Origin of the sequence: Paracoccus aurantiacus, assembly GCF_007993065.1 — a bacterium.
Taxonomy (GTDB): Bacteria; Pseudomonadota; Alphaproteobacteria; order Rhodobacterales; family Rhodobacteraceae; genus Paracoccus; species Paracoccus aurantiacus.
This window is the reverse complement of the sequence record NZ_VOPL01000002.1, coordinates 107,619-125,332: the sequence shown is the minus strand read 5'-3', so window position 1 is coordinate 125,332 and position 17,714 is coordinate 107,619. Positions and strand designations below refer to the sequence as shown.

At 64.8% G+C, this 17,714-nt stretch carries 17 protein-coding genes; 3 read left to right on the top strand and 14 right to left on the bottom strand.

From position 1 onward, the window contains the following. Position 1: 1 nt before the first annotated feature. A complete protein-coding gene (gene ubiB, locus FQV27_RS06075) occupies positions 2–1,537 on the top strand; it encodes a 2-polyprenylphenol 6-hydroxylase (protein ID WP_147096975.1) in 1,536 nt (511 codons plus the stop codon). Here the strand turns inward: ubiB and FQV27_RS06070 are convergent. The 6 genes from FQV27_RS06070 to mutL form a co-directional block, all read right to left on the bottom strand. Continuing rightward, entirely contained in the window at positions 1,534–2,157 is a 624-nt protein-coding gene (locus FQV27_RS06070; protein WP_147096974.1) for a COG3650 family protein, read from the bottom strand. The two genes, ubiB and FQV27_RS06070, sit on opposite strands and share 4 nt — an antisense overlap. Before the next feature lie 4 nt (positions 2,158–2,161). Beyond that, positions 2,162–2,878: a VIT1/CCC1 transporter family protein gene (locus FQV27_RS06065; protein ID WP_147096973.1), complete on the bottom strand. Its 717-nt coding sequence runs from the start codon at positions 2,876–2,878 to the stop codon at positions 2,162–2,164. A 16-nt stretch (positions 2,879–2,894) separates the two neighbouring features. After that, complete coding sequence (gene dxs, locus FQV27_RS06060; RefSeq protein ID WP_147096972.1) at positions 2,895–4,811, bottom strand: 1-deoxy-D-xylulose-5-phosphate synthase; 1,917 nt, start codon at positions 4,809–4,811, stop codon at positions 2,895–2,897. A gap of 23 nt (positions 4,812–4,834) precedes the next feature. Next, entirely contained in the window at positions 4,835–5,719 is an 885-nt protein-coding gene (locus FQV27_RS06055) for a polyprenyl synthetase family protein (RefSeq protein ID WP_147096971.1), read from the bottom strand. Beyond that, a complete protein-coding gene (locus FQV27_RS06050) occupies positions 5,719–5,952 on the bottom strand; it encodes an exodeoxyribonuclease VII small subunit (RefSeq protein WP_147096970.1) in 234 nt (77 codons plus the stop codon). The genes FQV27_RS06055 and FQV27_RS06050 overlap by 1 nt, the downstream gene beginning before the upstream one ends. 132 nt (positions 5,953–6,084) lie before the next feature. Next, a complete protein-coding gene (gene mutL / locus FQV27_RS06045) occupies positions 6,085–7,911 on the bottom strand; it encodes a DNA mismatch repair endonuclease MutL (RefSeq protein WP_147096969.1) in 1,827 nt (608 codons plus the stop codon). Between the two features lie 135 nt (positions 7,912–8,046). Here mutL and FQV27_RS18835 point away from each other — a divergent pair, with 135 nt between their 5' ends. Further along, entirely contained in the window at positions 8,047–8,223 is a 177-nt protein-coding gene (locus FQV27_RS18835) for a hypothetical protein (protein ID WP_186827234.1), read from the top strand. A gap of 80 nt (positions 8,224–8,303) precedes the next feature. Here FQV27_RS18835 and FQV27_RS06040 read toward each other — a convergent pair whose 3' ends face one another. The 7 genes from FQV27_RS06040 to FQV27_RS06010 form a co-directional block, all read right to left on the bottom strand. Further along, positions 8,304–9,593, bottom strand: coding sequence for a M16 family metallopeptidase (locus tag FQV27_RS06040; protein ID WP_186827261.1), 1,290 nt, complete (start codon positions 9,591–9,593; stop codon positions 8,304–8,306). Between the two features lie 2 nt (positions 9,594–9,595). Then, entirely contained in the window at positions 9,596–11,059 is a 1,464-nt protein-coding gene (locus FQV27_RS06035; protein WP_147096967.1) for a M16 family metallopeptidase, read from the bottom strand. Between the two features lie 133 nt (positions 11,060–11,192). Further along, positions 11,193–11,702, bottom strand: a complete 510-nt coding sequence (locus FQV27_RS06030) for a DUF3035 domain-containing protein (protein ID WP_147096966.1) — start codon at positions 11,700–11,702, stop codon at positions 11,193–11,195. Between the two features lie 30 nt (positions 11,703–11,732). Beyond that, the gene (gene lspA / locus FQV27_RS06025; RefSeq protein WP_342779872.1) at positions 11,733–12,332 is read right to left on the bottom strand and encodes a signal peptidase II; all 600 of its coding nucleotides are present in this window, start codon (positions 12,330–12,332) and stop codon (positions 11,733–11,735) included. Between the two features lie 11 nt (positions 12,333–12,343). Further along, a complete protein-coding gene (gene purH / locus FQV27_RS06020) occupies positions 12,344–13,933 on the bottom strand; it encodes a bifunctional phosphoribosylaminoimidazolecarboxamide formyltransferase/IMP cyclohydrolase (protein WP_147096965.1) in 1,590 nt (529 codons plus the stop codon). Between the two features lie 33 nt (positions 13,934–13,966). After that, positions 13,967–15,631, bottom strand: a complete 1,665-nt coding sequence (locus FQV27_RS06015; RefSeq protein WP_147096964.1) for a heparinase II/III family protein — start codon at positions 15,629–15,631, stop codon at positions 13,967–13,969. Positions 15,632–15,640: 9 nt separating this feature from the next. Then, positions 15,641–16,939, bottom strand: a complete 1,299-nt coding sequence (locus FQV27_RS06010) for an RsmB/NOP family class I SAM-dependent RNA methyltransferase (RefSeq protein ID WP_342779871.1) — start codon at positions 16,937–16,939, stop codon at positions 15,641–15,643. A 54-nt stretch (positions 16,940–16,993) separates the two neighbouring features. Here FQV27_RS06010 and FQV27_RS19115 point away from each other — a divergent pair, with 54 nt between their 5' ends. Further along, positions 16,994–17,167, top strand: coding sequence for a DUF1674 domain-containing protein (locus FQV27_RS19115; RefSeq protein ID WP_246133015.1), 174 nt, complete (start codon positions 16,994–16,996; stop codon positions 17,165–17,167). On the opposite strand, the gene FQV27_RS06005 is transcribed toward FQV27_RS19115, so the two are convergent. After that, a complete protein-coding gene (locus tag FQV27_RS06005; RefSeq protein ID WP_147096962.1) occupies positions 17,134–17,709 on the bottom strand; it encodes an NADPH-dependent FMN reductase in 576 nt (191 codons plus the stop codon). The two genes, FQV27_RS19115 and FQV27_RS06005, sit on opposite strands and share 34 nt — an antisense overlap. Positions 17,710–17,714 lie beyond the last annotated feature (5 nt).

Here is a 17,714-nt window from a genome sequence, read left to right as displayed (position 1 = left end):
CATGCGCGGCCCGCACAATATCTGGCGCCTGATCCGCACCGGCGCCACCTTCGAACGCACGGGCGCAATGGGCGTGGCGCTTGATGCCGTCGACGCGCCGGGCAATGTCCGCGTGGCCGCCCGTGTGCTGGGCTGGCCCTTCCGCTGGCTTGGCTACAAGGGCGATCCGTCGCTGCCGCCGGTCACGCGCGCGATTACCGCACTTGGCCCTGCATATATCAAGTTCGGCCAAATCCTTTCGACGCGGCCCGATGTGGTCGGGGTCGAACTCGCAGACCAGCTTTCCTATCTGCAGGACAAGCTGCCCCCCTTCCCGACCGATCAGGCCAAGGCCATGATCGAGGCCGATCTGGGCCTGCCGCTGGACCAGATGTTCAGCGAGTTTTCCGAACCCGTCGCCGCCGCGTCCATCGCTCAGGTCCACCGCGCGCGCCGCGCCGATACCGGGCAAGAGGTCGCCGTGAAGGTGCTGCGCCCGAATATCGGCACCGCGTTCAGCCGCGACATCGACGCCTTCCATTTCGGCGCCGACATGATCGAGGCGATCTCGCCCGCGACCCGCCGCCTGCGTCCCCGCGATGTGGTCAGCCATTTCGAAGGCGTCGTGAACGGAGAGCTTGATCTGCGGCTGGAAGCGGCCTCTGCCTCGCTTTTCGCAGAAAACACCAAGGATGACGCCCGTTTCCAGGTGCCGAAGCCGCATTGGGAACTGACTTCGCGACGAGTGCTGACCTCTGACTGGGCCGAGGGGATTTCGCTTGGCGATGTGGCCGCGATCCGGGCGGCGGGGCATGACACATCGGCACTTGCAGAACGCATCCTGCAACTGTTCCTGTCCCACGCCCTGCGCGACGGCTTCTTTCATGGCGACATGCATCAGGGCAATCTGAAGGTCGCGCCGAATGGCGACCTGATCGCCTATGATTTCGGCATCATGGGCGAGATCGACGAATATACCCGCCGCGTCTATGCCGAAATCCTGATGGGCTTCATCCGCCGCGATTACGACGCACTGGCGAGGGTTCATTTCGAAGCCGGCTATGTCCCCCGTGACCGTGATCCCGCCGCCTTCGCCCGCGCGCTGCGCGCCGTGGGCGAGCCGATCTTCGGCGCCGATGCCACGCGGATTTCGATGGCAAACCTGCTTGGCTATCTGTTCGAGGTGACCGAGCGTTTCGGCATGCAGACCCGGACCGAGCTGATCCTTTTGCAACGCACCATGGTCGTGGTCGAAGGCGTCGCCCGCTCGCTCGACCCGAACCTGAACATCTGGAACGCCGCGCGTCCTGTGGTCGAGGATTACATCAAGGCCAATCTCGGCCCCCGCGCGATGGTGCGCGACAGCAAGCAGATCCTGATGACACTGCAGCGGGCCATGCCGCTGATGCCGCGCCTGATAGATGACGCCCTGTGGCGCGCGCGGCAGCAGGCCGACGCACCGCAGCGGCAATCCTTGCGCAAGTTCAGCTGGCGCTCTGCCGCGATCGGTGCGGGAACAACGGCGCTTCTTTCAGTAGTTCTGGTCTTGCTGGCCTAACGCGGCCCAATGCTGCAACAGCCGGTATACATCCGCGCCGGCGTGTTCCGGCGTTGCAGCAGCACCGTGGCCTCAAGCCCATAGCTCCGTTCGGACATGCCGTCCGAACATTGCTTTGGTGTGACGGTCGCCACCAGCAGATTGTGGTCGTCTTCGGCGCGAATAATGCGTCGCGGGTCGCGGAAGATCCCGCTATCCAGGACATCTGTAATCTTGATGCCGGTGCGGCGATCCGGCTCGTCCCACATGATCGCGTCACCGTCTTGACGAAAGCTCCAGAACGGTTCGGTGCCGAAGCAGGCAAAGCCGTCTGGCAGCCGCGCGGGCTGCCAGACATCGGTGCGATAGTTCAGAAATCGCATCGAAACCCATCCCGATTGCTCGCCCGTATTCACCTGTCCCCATTGGCCGGATCGGTCCAGCCCGACAACCTCCACATGGGTCGCATTGGGCGCCAGCGTCGCGACAATCGGCGCCGATGCCGAGGGGGTCTGTCGGATGTTCAGAACGTCATCGGCGGCGACACCCGCGACGTCGAACAGCGTCGGCAGCGTATATTCCTGGGTCGCGGCGGCAGGTCCGCCCATCAGCATCGCCAGCAGCGCCGCTTTCTTCAGCATCGCCCTAGCCCACCGAGACGCCGAAGATCTTCCCGATCAGCGCCGTGATCCCCATCGCCACGCAGCCCCAGAAGACGACGCGCAGAACGGCACGCCCCGCAGGTGCACCGCCTGCCCGTGCGCCGATCAGACCCAGCACAGCAAGCGCGATCAGCGTCGCCACCAGCACGAAGGGAATCACCATCCCCGCCGGGGCCATGAACGCGCCCAGAAGCGGCACCGATGCGGCAACCGAAAAAGTCGCGGCCGAGGTCGCCGCCGCTTGCAGCGGGTTTGCGGACAGCACGTCAGACAGGCCAAGCTCGTCCCGGATATGCGCGCCAAGCGCGTCATATTCCGTCATTTCGCGCGCCACCCGCATCGCGGTGTCCGGTGCCAGCCCACGCGCCTGATAGATTTCGGCAAGCTCGATCAGTTCGGTTTCCGGGTCTTCGTCAAGCGCACGCGTCTCGCGCTTTATATCGGCGCGTTCGATATCCGACTGGCTGGAAACAGAGACATACTCTCCCGCTGCCATCGACAGCGCACCTGCCGAAAGCCCCGCAACCCCGGCCAGCAGGATCGCATGGCGATCCGCGCCCGAGGCCGCGATCCCGACCAGCAGCGAGGCAACCGAGACGATCCCGTCATTCGCCCCCAGAACAGCGGCCCGCAGCCAGCCGGACCGGGAAATGAAGTGAGGATCGTCGGGATGGGCGTCGGCATGGGTATGTCGGGACATCGGCGATTCCAGTCTGTCAGGCGCGGGCGGGCATCCGGGCCACGCCCAGCACATCCAGCACCTTCGCTTCGATGTCCGAGGCATTCATCGCGGCATCGGCATACATCGCGGCGGGGCTGTCATGGTCGATGAAGGTGTCGGGCAGCACCATGGACCGGAACTTCAGCCCGTTATCGAACACGCCCTCATCCGCCAGAAGCTGGGCGACGTGACTGCCAAAGCCGCCGACCGCGCCTTCCTCCACGGTAATCAGCGCCTCATGTTCTGCGGCCAGACGCAGGATCAGGTCCCGGTCCAACGGCTTGGCGAAGCGGGCATCCGCCACAGTGGGCGTGATGCCGCGCGCAACCAGCGATTCGCGGGCAGCCATGACTTCGGACAGGCGCGTGCCGAAGGACAGGATCGCCACGCGCTTGCCTTCTGCCACGATCCGGCCCTTGCCGATTTCCAGAGGCGTGCCGCGTTCGGGCATATCGACCCCGGTGCCTTCGCCGCGCGGGAAGCGGAAGGCGATGGGGCCGTCATCATGGGCGACGGCAGTGGCGACCATGTGGACCAGCTCAGCCTCGTCCGCGGCGGCCATGACGACCATGCCGGGCAGGCTGGCCATGAAACCCACATCGAAGGCGCCAGCGTGGGTCGCACCGTCTGCGCCCACCAGACCTGCGCGGTCGATGGCAAAGCGGACAGGCAGCCGCTGGATCGCCACATCGTGGACGATCTGGTCATAACCGCGCTGCAGGAAGGTCGAATAGATCGCGCAGAAGGGCTTCAGCCCACCGGCTGCAAGCCCGGCGCAGAAGGTCACGGCATGCTGTTCGGCGATCCCCACGTCAAACGTGCGGCGCGGAAAGCGGTCGGCGAACAGGTTCAGCCCCGTGCCGTCCGGCATCGCGGCGGTGACGGCGACGATCTTGTCGTCCTGTTCCGCCTCGGCAATCAGGGACTTCGCGAAGACACTGGTATAGCTGGGAGCGTTCGACTTAGCCTTCGCCTGCTCGCCCGTGATGACATCGAACTTGCCCCGCGCGTGACCGCGGTCGGCGGCACCTTCGGCGGGCGCATAGCCCTTGCCCTTCTTCGTGATCGCGTGGATCAGAACCGGCCCGGTAGCGCGCGCCTTGACGGTGCGCAGCAGCGGCAGAAGCTGGTCAAGGTCGTGGCCGTCGACGGGGCCGATATAGGAAAATCCCAATTCCTCGAACAGGGTGCTTCCGACCGCCATGCCTTTCAGCATTTCCTTCGCCCGCCGCGCGCCCTGCTGGATCGGTTCGGGCAGAAAGCCGACCGCGCCCTTGGCAATGGATTTCAGTTCCTGAAACGGGCCTTCGGTGTAAAGCCGCGTCAGATAGCTGGACAGCGCGCCCGTCGGCGGCGCGATGGACATTTCGTTGTCGTTCAGGATCACGAACAGCCGCTTGCCCAGATGACCCGCATTATTCAGCGCCTCGAACGCCATGCCGGCCGACATGGCACCGTCCCCGATGACCGCCACCGCATCACCCGGATCACCGCCCAGCTCGCGCGCCATGGCAAAGCCAAGCGCCGCCGAAATCGAGGTCGAGCTGTGGCCCGCCCCGAACGCATCATAGGGGCTTTCCGAGCGCTTGGTGAACCCGGACAGACCGCCGCCCATGCGCAGCGTGCGGATGCGGTCACGCCTGCCGGTCAGGATCTTATGGGGATAACACTGGTGCCCGACATCCCAGATGATCTTGTCACGCGGCGCGTCAAAGACGGCATGCAGCGCGACAGTCAGTTCCACGACACCCAGACCCGCGCCCAGATGCCCGCCCGTCACGGAAACGGCGCTGATCGTCTCTGCCCGCAATTCATCGGAAAGCTGCCGCAATTCGCGGTCGCTCAGCGACTTCATGTCGGACGGCAGATTGACCCGGTCCAGAACCGGGGTCTTCGGACGATCTTGGCTCATCTTCGGCGGCCCTTTCCGGGGCTTCAGCTTTGGCGGTCGATAACGAAACGCGCCAGATCGCGCAAGTTTCCTGCCTCTTCACCATAAGGTGAAAGCGACGCAACGGCCTTGTCGATCAGCTCTTTCTCGCGCGCCCGCGCGGCGTCCAGCCCCAACACCGATACAAAGGTCGCCTTGCCAGCGCCCGCATCCTTGCCGACGCGCTTGCCGGTCGTTTCCTCGTCGCCGGTCACGTCAAGAATGTCGTCATGCACTTGAAACGCCAGACCCAGCTTTGCGGCATAGATGCGAAGGCCTTCGGTCTCTGCTCCGGCGATGATCGCGCCGGACATGGCGGAAAAGGCAATCAGCGCGCCAGTCTTGGCGACCTGCATGCGGGTGATTCCGGCGATATCGGGCGCGATCTCTGATTCCTCGGCAATGATGTCGAGCATCTGGCCGTAAACCATGCCCGCCGCACCAACCGCATGAGCAAGCGCCGCGATCAGGCGAAGGCGCGCCCCGGCATCGCCGATCGCCTCGTCGGTCAGCATCTCGAAGGCGAGCGATTGCAGCGCGTCGCCCGCAAGAATCGCGGTCGCTTCAGACCACTGCACATGCACGGTCGGCAGGCCGCGGCGCAGATCGTCATCGTCCATTGCCGGCAGGTCGTCATGGACGAGGCTATAGGCGTGCAGCGCCTCGACCGCGCAGGCGACCGGCAAAGCCGCCGCGTCGGTGACGCCGTGCAGCCGCGCCGATTCCATCACCAGAAATGCCCGCAGCTTCTTGCCGCCAAGGCAGGCATAGCGCATGGCGTCGGTCAGTTCGCCCTCGGGCAGTTCGGACATCGCCGCATCCAGCGCTGCCTCGACCTGTGCCTTCACCTCTTCCATGCGCGCCTGAAGCGTATCGCTTTGCTGCAGCATCACAGCCCCTCGGCCTTGGTTGTGCCGGTCGGCTGGCCCTGCGCCAGCGTGATCTTCTCGACCCGTTCTTCGGCCTCGCGCAGGCGGGCCTCGCAATGCGCACGCAGTGCCGCGCCGCGCTCATACAGCTTGATCGAATCCTCAAGCGAAGCATTGCCGCTTTCCAGCCGCGATACCACGCCTTCAAGTTCCTTCATCGCGTCCTCGAAGGACATGGTTGCGATTTCGTTCATCCCGCAGCCTTTTTTGCGTTTCCGTCATGCCCGCATCATCGCTGTGGGCGTCGCAGGGTTGTAGCCCCCTTTGCGGCAAGAAACCACCATAACGTGCAGGATCGGCCGCGACAGGCAAAGGCGCGAAGCCTGTCAATCGCGGCGGCCAAACAGTCGCTCTATATCCTGCAGTGAAAGCTTCACCCAGGTCGGGCGGCCGTGGTTGCACTGACCGGAGCGGGGCGTGCGCTCCATCTCGCGAAGCAGCGCATTCATTTCCTCGGCGGTCATACGCCGACCCGACCGGACAGAGCCGTGACATGCCATCGACGACAGAACCGCATCGACGCGGGCGCGCAGCCGGTCCGAGGCACCCTGATCCGCCAGATCGTCGGCAATGTCGCGGATCAACGCCGTCGCATCGACCTTTCCCAGAAGTGCGGGCACCTCACGCACCGCGACCGCACCGCCGCCGAATGCTTCGACGACCAGACCAAGCCCCGCCAGTTCATCGGCAACCGCCATGATGCGGGCGGCGTCGCCTTCGGGCAGTTCGACTATCTCGGGGATCAACAGCGCCTGACTGGCGATACCTGTCGCGTCTGCTTGTCCCTTCAGGCGTTCATAGACAAGGCGTTCATGCGCGGCATGCTGATCGACAATGACGACCCCGTCGCCGGTCTGCGCAATGATGTAATTTTCATGAAGTTGCGCACGGGCGGCGCCAAGCGGCGCTTCGTCGGACGCTGCGTTCTCCACCGGAATTTCAGAACGGGCCGACGGCGCCTCGGCAAAACCGCCGAAGGACGGGGCCTGCGCCTGATAGGCCATGCTGATCGCGCCGGGTGAGGGGCGATAATCCATCTGGTAGCGCGGCGGCCCAGCACGTTCGGGTGCAGCCTGTGGTTCTGGCCGGAAGGCCGCCAGCGTCGCTGCGCCGACGGTATCAGAAGCGCGACGGGACGCCCCGGCAAGCGCGTTCCGCAGGCTGGATACGACAAGCCCGCGCACGACATCCGGCGCGCGAAACCGCACTTCGGCTTTGGCGGGATGGACATTCACATCGACAAAATGCGGATCGCAGTCGACAAACAGGACCGCCGCCGGATAGCGGCCAGAAGGCAGCGTGTCGAAATACCCCGCCCGAAGCGCGCCGGTCAGCAGCTTGTCGCGCACAGGCCGGGTGTTGACGAAGACGTGCTGCGCAACAGCCGCCCCACGGGAATAGGTCGGCAGCGCGGCAAAGCCGGTCAGGCGCACCCCCTCACGCTCGGCGTCGATCGGGATGGCATTGTCGATGAAATCGCGGCCCATGACCCGCGCCAGCCTTGCATGAAGCGCATCGAAGAGATCGCCCTGTTCCGCATCCGCACGGAAAATCAGCCGGTCCTCGTCATGCAATGTGAAACCGACGGAGGGTTCAGCCATGGCAAGCCGGCGCATCACCTCGGCAACGGCCTGCGTCTCGGCCCGTTCGCTGCGCAGGAATTTCAGCCGCGCGGGCGTGGCGAAGAACAGGTCGCGCAATTCGACCACGGTGCCCCGATTGGCCGAAGCCGGTCGCACGGCGTCGGCGCGGCCCGCCGTGACCCGGATCTCTGCCCCTTCTGACCCCGCGCGCGAGGTGATCGAAAGCCGTCCGACCGCAGCAAGGCTGGGCAGCGCCTCGCCACGGAACCCGAAGCTGTGAATATCCAGCAGATCAGAGCCGTCGATTTTCGATGTCGCATGCCGCGAGAGGGCCAGCGGAAGATCCTCGGCAGTCATGCCGCAGCCGTCATCGACCACGCGGATCAGTGCCTTGCCGCCCTGTGCAATCGTCACATCGATGCGCCGCGCGCCTGCATCCAACGCATTCTCGACCAGTTCCTTGACCGCAGATGCCGGACGCTCGACGACTTCACCCGCCGCGATGCGATTGGCCACGCTGTCATCAAGCTGGCGAATGACGGGGCGCATATGGGGGTCATGATTGCTCATCACCCAATATCTAGCATCACACGGGCGCACTGGAAATGATTCGCGTTCACAATTTCAGCCGGCGGGAACCGTGGCGGGGGCGTGTTTCGTTATATCTGCGATTGCACACAAAGATCATCCTGCAGGAGTAGTCCTATGACAAGAATTGCAACGACTCTCGTCCTTGGTGCCGCCTTGGCGCTGTCTGCATGCGGACCGAACACAGCCACTCGCGCCACGACGGGCGCGGCGACCGGCGCGGTCGTCGGTGGCCCGGTCGGTGCTGTCGCCGGTGCGGCACTTGGCGGGTCTGGCGCGGTTCAGGTGAAGTGACCGGATAACCGCCGGAACAAGCAAGAACGCCGCGAGCCCTAGGCGCGCGGCGTTTTCTTGTCTGGCAATCCCGGCGCGGCCTATTCGGGTCGGCCGACCAGCACGAACTGAAGCTTTTCGGGGTCCATACGTTCTTGCGCGATGCGCGCAATGTCGTCGGCGGTAACGGCTTCGATCCGGGCATTGCGCCCGTCGGGATAGTCGATCGGCAAGCCGATCAGCTGCATCCCTGTCAGGATACCCGCGATCTTCGAATTGCCATCCCAACGCAGCGGGTATTCGCCCGTCAGATAGGTTTTCGCGTCGTTCAGCTCTTTCTCGCTGACACCATCCGCCATGCGCGCCCATTCCTGTTTCACCAGTTCCACGGCCTCTGACGCGGTGTTATTGGAACTGGACATTCCACCTTGCCAACTCGCCCCGTAAACCCCGTTGACGAGCGAGGTATAGACACCATAGGTCAGCCCCCGCTTTTCACGGATTTCTTCCATCAGGCGCGAGGAAAAGCCGCCACCGCCGATGATCTGATCGGCGACAAAGGCGGCGAAGTAGTCGGGATCGTCCATCGACAGGCCGGGCTGCGCGAAGGAAATGACGGTCTGCGGACTGTCCCAATCGATCTGCTCGGTCCCGCCCTGCGACTGAAACTCCGCCGGTCCCGGCAGGGGCGCGGTCGCAGTCGCAGGCACATCGGCAAGGATGCGGTCGACAAGCTGGCCCAGTTCCTGCGGCGTAATGTCACCGGCTGCCCCAACGATGACCCGGTCGCGGGCGATGACGCGGTTCTTCGCCTCGATCATGTCCTGCGACCCAAGCGGAGACACCGATTCGAGCGTTCCGTTGATCGAGCTGCCATAGGGATTGCTGCCCCAGATCGCTTTCGCCATGGCCTTGCTTGCAATCGCGTTCGGATCGGTATCCTCGGACTTGATGATCGCCAGAACCTGCCCCTTCACCCGCGCGACGGCATCTTCGTCAAAGCGCGGCGTGCTGAGTGCCGCGGCAATCAGCGCCGCGCCTTCGTCACGATTGTCGCTCAGCAGTTTCGACGAGACGCTGAGCGCATCGTCGCCGACATCGAAGCTGATTTCGGCACCCAGATCTTCTGTCGCTGCGGCAAAGGCCGTGGCGTCCATGTCGCCCGCGCCTTCCTCCAGCGTGTGGGTCATCAGATTGATCGCGCCGCGCTTGCCCGGCGCATCAAGGCTGGCGCCGCCCCGGAAAGCGATGTTCAGCGCGGTGAACGGGATCGAGTGATCCTCGACCAACCAGGCCTTGATGCCGGATGGGGACGTGACTTCCTGTATCTCGGTCGCGGCGGCGGGGACTGCGACCAGGCTGGCAAGAACGAAGGGAATGGCGCGTAGCATGCTCATTGTGCGATCTCCTCGCCCTCGGCGGCGGGTTCGATAACGGGTCGCGCCTGCTCTGCCGAAGGCACGGGCTGCGGCCCGGCGCCCGGCGCGGCCTCGGGCGGTGCGTCAGTCGCAGCCGGATCAGTTGGCGGATCTTCGGGCAAAAGCCAGCCCGTGACCGTGGCCGTGCTGTTCAGAACCAGATCGGCGGCGGCCATGAGGTCCTCTGCCGTGACCGCGCCCAGCAGATCGGGCCAGTCGTTCACATCCTCGACCGTCAGGCCGGTCGCAAGGCCCTGGCCGTACTGATAGGCGCGACCATGCGCCGAATCCTGTTCATAGATCTTCGCGGCCCGGATCTGGGTCTTGATGCGTTCCAACTGTGTGGGGTCCGGCCCTTCTGCCAGAAAATCGGCAAGCACCTGATCCAGTGCCGCCTCGGCCTGCTCTGGCGTCTCGCCCTCGGCCGGAACCAGCGAGAAGAAGAAGTTGGTGCGATCGACCGCATATCCCTCGTAACCGGCCCCGGCATAAAGCGCCTTGCCGGTCATCATCAGTTTCTGCCCCAACACCGAGGTCTGGGCGGAACCGCCCAGAAGTTCGGCAAGCACGCTGAGCGCCGCTGCGGTTTTCTGATCCCCCGGATTGCGCTCGGGGACCAGAACCGTGCGCGTCATGCGCGGCTGCGGCACGCGGGGGTCATGCATCACGATACGGCGCGGCGCGCGCTGCTGCGGTTCTTGCGGGCGCGCCTTGCGTTCAACCCCATCCTTTGACGGGATCGAACCGTAATAGGTCTGGGCCAGTTCACGCGCCTTTTCCGGGGTGACATCGCCCGCAAGGATCAGGATGGCATTATTCGGGGCGTAATAATCTTCGTACCATTTCAGCGCGTCGGCGCGGGTCAGCGCTGTCATTTCGTCCCGCCAGCCAATGACCGGGCGACCATAGGGATGGTTAAGATACTGCGCGGCGTTGCGTTCTTCCGCGAACAGAGAGGCGGGATCGCTGTCGATACGCTGTGCGCGTTCTTCCAGAACGACCTGCCGTTCGGCCTGCCAGTCTTCTTCGCCGACCTGCAGATTCTCCATCCGGTCGGCCTCCATCTCCATGATAAGCGGCAGACGGTCACTGGCGATACGCTGGAAATAGGCCGTGAAATCAAGGCTGGTAAAGGCGTTGTCGGTGCCGCCATTCGCCGAAACGGTTTTCGACAGCTCACCCGGCGCAAGCTTGTCGGTCCCCTTGAACATCAGGTGTTCCAGATAATGCGCAAGGCCGGTTTTGCCCGCAACCTCGTCGGCAGAGCCGACCTTATACCAGACCATCTGCACGACGACGGGGGCGCGGTGATCCTCGATCACGACCGCCTCCAGTCCGTTATCCAGCGTGAAATGGCTGATCCCTTTCGGCATTTCGGCCCAGGCGGGGGCAGCGGCAATCGCGAGCGCGAAGGGGGCGACGCGGCTGAGGATGGTCATGGCAGGCTCCGGTTTCCGGTTGTGGCGCAAATCTGCGCCCCCGCGCCGCATCACGCAAGGGCGGGGCGGCTCATCTCGGCGTGATCTGGACGTGACAAGGCATCGACGCGCGCGGCGCACCCCGCGCGCACGCTTATTCCGGCAGCGGCGGGGATGACGGGGTCTGCGCCCCGGCCCTGCGCCAACGCTCGGCCTCTGCCCAGCTGTCCAGCGTCATCGCCTCGTAGGCGCGGTAATAGACATCCGTGCGCGCCCAGGTTTCCAGAAGGCGGCGCGAATGGTTTGCGCGCCATTCCACATCCTCCTGCGCAAGCTGCTGGCGGATATTGCCTGCCGTGCCAAGACGCGAGGCATAGCTGATAAGCGCACCATCGCCGGCCCCAACACCCTGCGCCGAAAGCTGGCCCGGATTGCCGCCAAGGGCCGCAACGGCATCGCCGCGCGGGTTCGGATCGGTGATATTGCCGCCGCCCGGCGTCGGCGCGGGAAGCTGGTTCAGGTCGGCAGGCATCTGCAACGCCCGCGTCGGAACGATGGCGAATTCATCCGGCGTATCGCGACCGGCACCGATATTGTGAAGCTGCGGATCGCTTGAGCATCCAGCAATCGCCGCCGCCCCGATCAGTGCCCAGATTGCCCGCATTCCGGTCCCCCGTTTGTCGTTGTAGCCGTTCTAGCCGGATTTCTCGGGCACGTCACGGGTCTTGTCCCCGCGTTGCGGCGGCTGAAGGATCAGGCCGATCGCGCCTGCGAAAATCGCGATATCCGCGACGTTGAAGCTGAACGGGTTCTGCCAGTTCGGCAGCGACATGTTCAGAAAGTCCGCGACCGCGCCGTAAGCCACCCGGTCGATCACGTTGCCAAGCGCGCCCCCGATCAGCAGTCCCGCCGAGGTCTGCGCGAACGGACCGGGCCGCGCGCGACGCACCCAAAGAAAGACCCAGACGCAGACACCAAGGGCGACGGCGATCAAGACCCAGCGCATCACATCCTGCGAGGATGAGAACAGGCCGAAATTCACCCCCAGATTCCATGCCATGCGCAGGTTCAGCCAGGGCGGCCATATGTCGATCTCGCGCACGCGGTCGAGGCGCAGCGTGTGAACGACGTAGTATTTGCTCAGTTGATCCACCAGAAGAATCGCGCCCGCGACCCAGGCCATGACCCTCAGGCTTACCGGGACCGGCGCCATTGGGGTGGCTTTCGTCGCGCGCGCGCCCGGCGTCGCTTTTGGCTTGGCCTTCGACTGGCTGGCCGCGCCCGGTTTTGTCACATCCTTGCCCATCAGTGCCGGAAATGCCGCTGACCGGTGAAGACCATCGCGACCCCGCGCGCATCTGCTGCGGCAATCACCTCGGCATCGCGCATCGAGCCGCCGGGCTGGATAACCGCCATCGCACCCGCATCGGCAAGCGCCTCGACGCCGTCGGCGAAGGGAAAGAACGCGTCCGACGCGACGACCGAGCCGGAGGTCAGGGGCAACGGAAGCGCAAGCGCTTCTGCCATATCCTGCGCCTTGCGCTGCCCGATACGGGTCGAATCGATACGGCTCATCTGGCCGGCGCCGATGCCGACGGTGGCCAGATCCTTGGCATAAACGATGGCATTCGATTTCACATGCTTGGCGACCTGCCAGGCAAACAGCAGATCGGCCATTTCCTCTGCGGTGGGCTGACGTTTGGTCACGACCTTCAGATCGGGCAGCGTCACCCGGCCATTGTCGCGCGACTGCACCAGAAAGCCGCCCGCGACCTGCCGGAACGCAATACCCTGGGCCGCGGCGTCCGGAAGGCCGCCCGTGGTCAGCAGGCGCAGGTTCTTGCGCCCGGCAAACACCTCGCGAGCCTCGTCAGTCGCGTCCGGGGCGATGACGACCTCGGTGAATATCTCGGCAATTGCCTTTGCGGTTTCGCCGTCCAGCACCTGATTAAGCGCGATGATCCCCCCGAAGGCAGAGGTGCGGTCACAGTCGAATGCGCGGCGATACGCCTCGGCTGCGGTATCCGCACGGGACACACCACACGGATTCGCATGCTTGATGATCGCGCATGCCGGACCCTCGGCAGGGTCGAATTCCGCGACGAGTTCGAAGGCTGCATCGGTGTCGTTGATATTGTTGTATGACAGCTCTTTGCCCTGCCACTGCCTGGCGGTCGCAACGCCCGGCCGCGTTTCGCCGGTCGTGTAAAAGGCCGCCCGCTGATGTGGGTTCTCGCCATAGCGCAGCCCTTGCGCCAGCGTGCCCGCAAAGGCGCGGCGGCGCGGCGTCTCGACCCCGACGGCGTCCGCCATCCAGTTCGACACCGCCGCGTCATAGGCCGCTGTGCGGGCATAGGCCGTCTGTGCCAGCCGCTTGCGTGTCGCCAGATCAGTGCCGCCCGCAGCATCAAGCTGTTTCAGCACAGGCTCGTAATCCTGCACGTCGACGACGACACTGACGAAGGCATGGTTCTTGGCACCCGCGCGGATCATGGCCGGCCCGCCAATGTCGATATTCTCGACGCAATCGTCATAGCTGCCGCCCTTGGCAACGGTTTCCTCGAACGGATAAAGGTTCACCACCAGCAGATCGATCATCCCGATCCCGTGCGTCTCGGCGGATGCCTGATGCGCCGTATCGTCTCGTAGCGCCAGAAGCCCGCCATGCACGACCGGGTGCAAGGTCTTGACGCGACCGTCCATCATCTCGGGGAAGCCGGTGATCTCGGCCACGTCTTTCACGGCGAGGCCTGCATCGCGCAGTGCCTTCGCGGTGCCGCCGGTCGACAGGATCTCGACCCCTGCGGCATCCAGCCCTTTCGCAAAGTCGATCAGCCCGGTCTTGTCCGAGACGGAAATGAGGGCGCGTTTCAGCGGGACGATATCTTGCGGCATGGGTTCCTGCGGATGTCGGCTTTCGATTGGCGCCTAGCTAGCGCCTGCCCGCATGAAGGTCCAGCCGATCTGCACCGCATCGCCGCTGAGGCGGTGTGCCAGCACGATCTGGACCGATGGGCGCGGCTCTGCCAGCCCGGTTTCCAGCCAGGCAGACGGCTCCAGCCGCAATTCGGCCACGAGGTCGTGGCTGAAATACCATTCTTCGCCGCCCGGCAGATGCAGGCGCACAGCGTCGCCGTCCCGAAACGCATCGACATCCGGGTGCAGGTGAAAGCGGATTTCGAAGCCGACCCCGTCGGGCATATTGGTCTGCACCTGTGCCAGCCGCCCCTGTCCGGCAATATCCAGTGCGGCCAGCGTATCGTCGCCGCTGAACTGATCGCCATCAGGCGAAAGATAAAGCTCCCGCAGATGGGTCAGGCCATGCGTGCCTTGCCAGGCATCATGGCCCGACAGAATGGTCGCGGGTTCGCGCGGGGACGGGGGCGGTTCATCGGCGGGCAGCAGATTGCCCTCGGCATCGCAGCGCCCGGCCCAGACCTTCTGTGGCAACAGGGTCAGACGCTCGCTTCCCTGCGCGTCAGGGGGCAGCAGCTTCGCGGAACTCAGCCCGGTCAGGCACAGCGTCGAATGACAGGCCGTGGCGCGGCTGGCGCGTGACCAGGCAGGGCCAAAACTGCGCCCCGGACCGCAATTGACCACAATCGGATGCCGTGCCGAGGTGAATTCGAGGGCGAGTGTCGAAGCATGGGCATGGGCGGCTGCCGGTCCTGCAGGCGGCGACGCCGCATCAAGGACCACCGTCGCCCGCGCCCGCGACAACCGCGCAAATCCCATTGGCTGGCCCGCAGCCGTCACCGCAGGTCCCGACGCGGCTTTCAACGCGTGATCCAGCCGCCCGGCTGGCCCGCGCCCGCCGCCGTGAAAGCGCGGCAAGCCACCATCGGCGTGGCGCAGTGCACGCAGGACCGGGGCGATTTCCTCGATCACCGCAGTGATCTCGTCCGGCAGCGCGAGCCCGGATTCGACGGCGTTCGATTTCACCCAGCCAAGCAGCGACAGACAGCCCAGCAGCGATTCGGGGCATCTGCTGCGCATTGCGCCCTGCCGGATGCTGCCATCGACCGCCGCGCCCAGTTGTTGCAGCGCAGGGCGCGCCTTGTCTGAGGCCCCTTTCAGAAGCATTGCGGCGATGGCGCGGCCCGAAAGCGCCTCGATAAGCGGCAAACCCTGAGGCGCCTCTGCGCGCTCCAGCAAGGCAAGTTGCGCGTGCATGCTGTCAAAGACCGGCTGAGCATTGTCGCGGTCCAGGCCCGGCAGGATCTGGCCGGAATGCGTGATCCAGCGAAGCAGGCGACGTGCCGTGACATCGGCACGCCAGACCGGATCGCCCGCAATGTCCGACGGAACCTCGGGATGCGCAGCTATCCATCCCAGAACATGCGCCTGTGCCATGTCCCGCGCCTTGGCATTCCCGACAGAGGCAAGATCGTCAAGCCAGCCAAAGCCGTGCAGTTCGGCCCGCTGATCGTCGCCAAGACCATCCGCGTTGCCCGGCGCGAAAGGATCGCCCGAAAGACTCGCACCCGTCAGTTGCAGCCTGCCGTCAAGGATCTCTTGCCCGCGAAGGGTCGATCCGAGGCTCTGCGGTTCTGGGCGGCGGGTGAAGCCGTGGGGACGGTCGGTTTCGCTCATGCCGCGAATTTACCGGCTGGCTTCGGGTTTCTGCAAGCATGCGATGAAAAACCCGTCCATGCCTCCGCGATCCGGCCAGTAATCGGGCCTCAGCCTCAGCCCGCCCTCTGGCGTCGTCCAGTCCTGCAGGTCTGCGGGCGGCTGGATCACCGTCAGATCGGGGTGGCGTTCCAGCGCCAAGGCAAGTTGATCCTCGCCCTCCGCCTGCAAAAGCGAGCAGGTCGCAAAAACGAGTCGACCGCCGGGCTTCAGTATCGTCAGCGCGTGGTCGATCAGCGCAGCCTGCAGCGCGGTCAGGCCGTCCAGGGCGGAGCCGTCGCGAATCAACGGAAGGTCGGGATGTCGGCGAATGGTGCCGGTGGCCGAACAGGGCGCATCCAGCAGAATCGCGTCGGGCTGCTGCGCGGGATGCCATTCCAGCGCATCCGCTGTCACCACCTGCGCGTTCAGACCGCAGCGCTGAAGGTTCTCGCGCAACCGCGCCAGACGCGCGTCCGAGATATCGACCGCCGTCACCTGTGCGCCCGCGGCGGCCAGTTGCAGCGTCTTGCCGCCCGGTGCGGCGCACAGATCGACGATATGTTCGCCGGGCTTCGGGTCAAGCAGCCGCACGGCCATCGCCGCGGCCGCGTCCTGCACCCACCAGTCACCCTCGGCATAGCCCGGCAATGCGGTGATCTGAGCCGTGTCTCGCAGGCGAAACGATCCCGTCGGCAGCGCTTCGCCGGGCGCAGCGCTGCCCGGTTTGGCGGTGAAATCGACGGGCGCGCCCGCCTGATGCGCGGCCTCTATGGCCAGCGTCACCTCACTTCCCCATGCATTCGTGACCGGCTCGCGCAGCCAGTCGGGCATCTCCTCTGGGGGCAGGTCGGTCCATTCTGCGGACTGACCGGCAATTTTTCGCAGGACTGCGTTGACCATCCCCGATGCAGCGCGCCCTTTCGGCCCCATCGTCTGAACCAGCCCGACAGCAGCATTCACCGCGCCATGCGGGGCCTCGCCCATCTCCAGCAGTTCCACCGTGCCGAGTCGCAGCACATCCAGCACATCCGGCCTGGGCTTTTTCGACAGGTGCTGCACCAGCAGCGTATCTGCGCGGTCGATATTGCGCAGCACTGCCAGCGCCAGCCGCTGCGCGCGCGCCCGTTCCGGCGGGGTCAGCCGCGCCAGTGCAGAGGGTTGATCGGAAAGCGACAGACCGTCCCTGACACCGGCGATCAGGCGCAGCGCGCCCTTGCGTGCGGCATCCGGTGGCGGCTTTCCCGCGCCGGCATTGCGGTGCGACTGTCTTATCTGCGGCTTGCCCAAACCCGGCCCTTTCCTTAGATTTCGTGTTGTTACCCGAATGAAAGGCCGCCCGCCATGACCGAGATAAGCGATTTGCCGCCAGAGGCCGTCCGCGCGCTTGCCGAGGCCGAAGAACGCCGCAAGCTTGCCAAGACAACAGAGCTTCCGCCCGAACTCGGCGGCCGCGACGGGCCAGAGCCGGTGCGATTCGGCGATTACGAGAAAAAGGGGCTCTGCGTCGATTTCTGACGGGCCGCCATCCTCTCGTCACGACAGAATTCCTCAAACCTGTGCAGATAGCTTTCTATCGCGGCCTTGTGTTCAGACCGGGACAAAAGAAATGCGATCTCGTCGGGCGATTTCTTCATCAGTTCAAATCGAAGAAAGATCTGATCGGCAAAGCGTGTGCTGACCGTCGTCAGCACCAATCTAAGCTGCATCAACATATCGTCGCCGCGATGCGACGCATGCATCAGCGCGATCGGCTTCTGGACGATCTCGTCCCGCGAAACCAGCCAGTCAATCGCGTTCTTCAGCCCGCCGGGGATGGCGCGCACATATTCCGGGCAGGACAGAATGATCCCGTCGCAGTCCCGAATCCGCGCGACGAAGTCCGCAACCGCTTGCGGAAGCGGCTCTACCTCCAGATCGGGCGAGAAGACCGGCAACCCGGCAAGACCGTCGAACAGGCTGACGTGAATATCGGGCGGCGAATGGGTCGCGACCGAACGCAGCAGCGCCGTGTTGGTAGAGGCGAGGCGCGCACTGCCCGAGATGGCGAGTATCTCCATCCGTT

Bases quoted from the DNA above. Each gene is read 5' to 3' on its own strand.
- FQV27_RS19115 (WP_246133015.1), top strand. From the start codon at position 16,994: ATGACCGAGATAAGCGATTTGCCGCCAGAGGCCGTCCGCGCGCTTGCC.
- ubiB (WP_147096975.1), top strand. From the start codon at position 2: ATGCGCGGCCCGCACAATATCTGGCGCCTGATCCGCACCGGCGCCACC.
- FQV27_RS06070 (WP_147096974.1), bottom strand. From the start codon at position 2,157: ATGCTGAAGAAAGCGGCGCTGCTGGCGATGCTGATGGGCGGACCTGCC.
- FQV27_RS06030 (WP_147096966.1), bottom strand. From the start codon at position 11,702: ATGCGGGCAATCTGGGCACTGATCGGGGCGGCGGCGATTGCTGGATGC.
- FQV27_RS06035 (WP_147096967.1), bottom strand. From the start codon at position 11,059: ATGACCATCCTCAGCCGCGTCGCCCCCTTCGCGCTCGCGATTGCCGCT.
- FQV27_RS06050 (WP_147096970.1), bottom strand. From the start codon at position 5,952: ATGAACGAAATCGCAACCATGTCCTTCGAGGACGCGATGAAGGAACTT.
- FQV27_RS18835 (WP_186827234.1), top strand. From the start codon at position 8,047: ATGACAAGAATTGCAACGACTCTCGTCCTTGGTGCCGCCTTGGCGCTG.
- mutL (WP_147096969.1), bottom strand. From the start codon at position 7,911: ATGAGCAATCATGACCCCCATATGCGCCCCGTCATTCGCCAGCTTGAT.
- FQV27_RS06065 (WP_147096973.1), bottom strand. From the start codon at position 2,878: ATGTCCCGACATACCCATGCCGACGCCCATCCCGACGATCCTCACTTC.
- dxs (WP_147096972.1), bottom strand. From the start codon at position 4,811: ATGAGCCAAGATCGTCCGAAGACCCCGGTTCTGGACCGGGTCAATCTG.
- FQV27_RS06055 (WP_147096971.1), bottom strand. From the start codon at position 5,719: ATGCTGCAGCAAAGCGATACGCTTCAGGCGCGCATGGAAGAGGTGAAG.
- FQV27_RS06040 (WP_186827261.1), bottom strand. From the start codon at position 9,593: ATGCTACGCGCCATTCCCTTCGTTCTTGCCAGCCTGGTCGCAGTCCCC.
- FQV27_RS06005 (WP_147096962.1), bottom strand. From the start codon at position 17,709: ATGGAGATACTCGCCATCTCGGGCAGTGCGCGCCTCGCCTCTACCAAC.
- FQV27_RS06015 (WP_147096964.1), bottom strand. From the start codon at position 15,631: ATGAGCGAAACCGACCGTCCCCACGGCTTCACCCGCCGCCCAGAACCG.
- purH (WP_147096965.1), bottom strand. From the start codon at position 13,933: ATGCCGCAAGATATCGTCCCGCTGAAACGCGCCCTCATTTCCGTCTCG.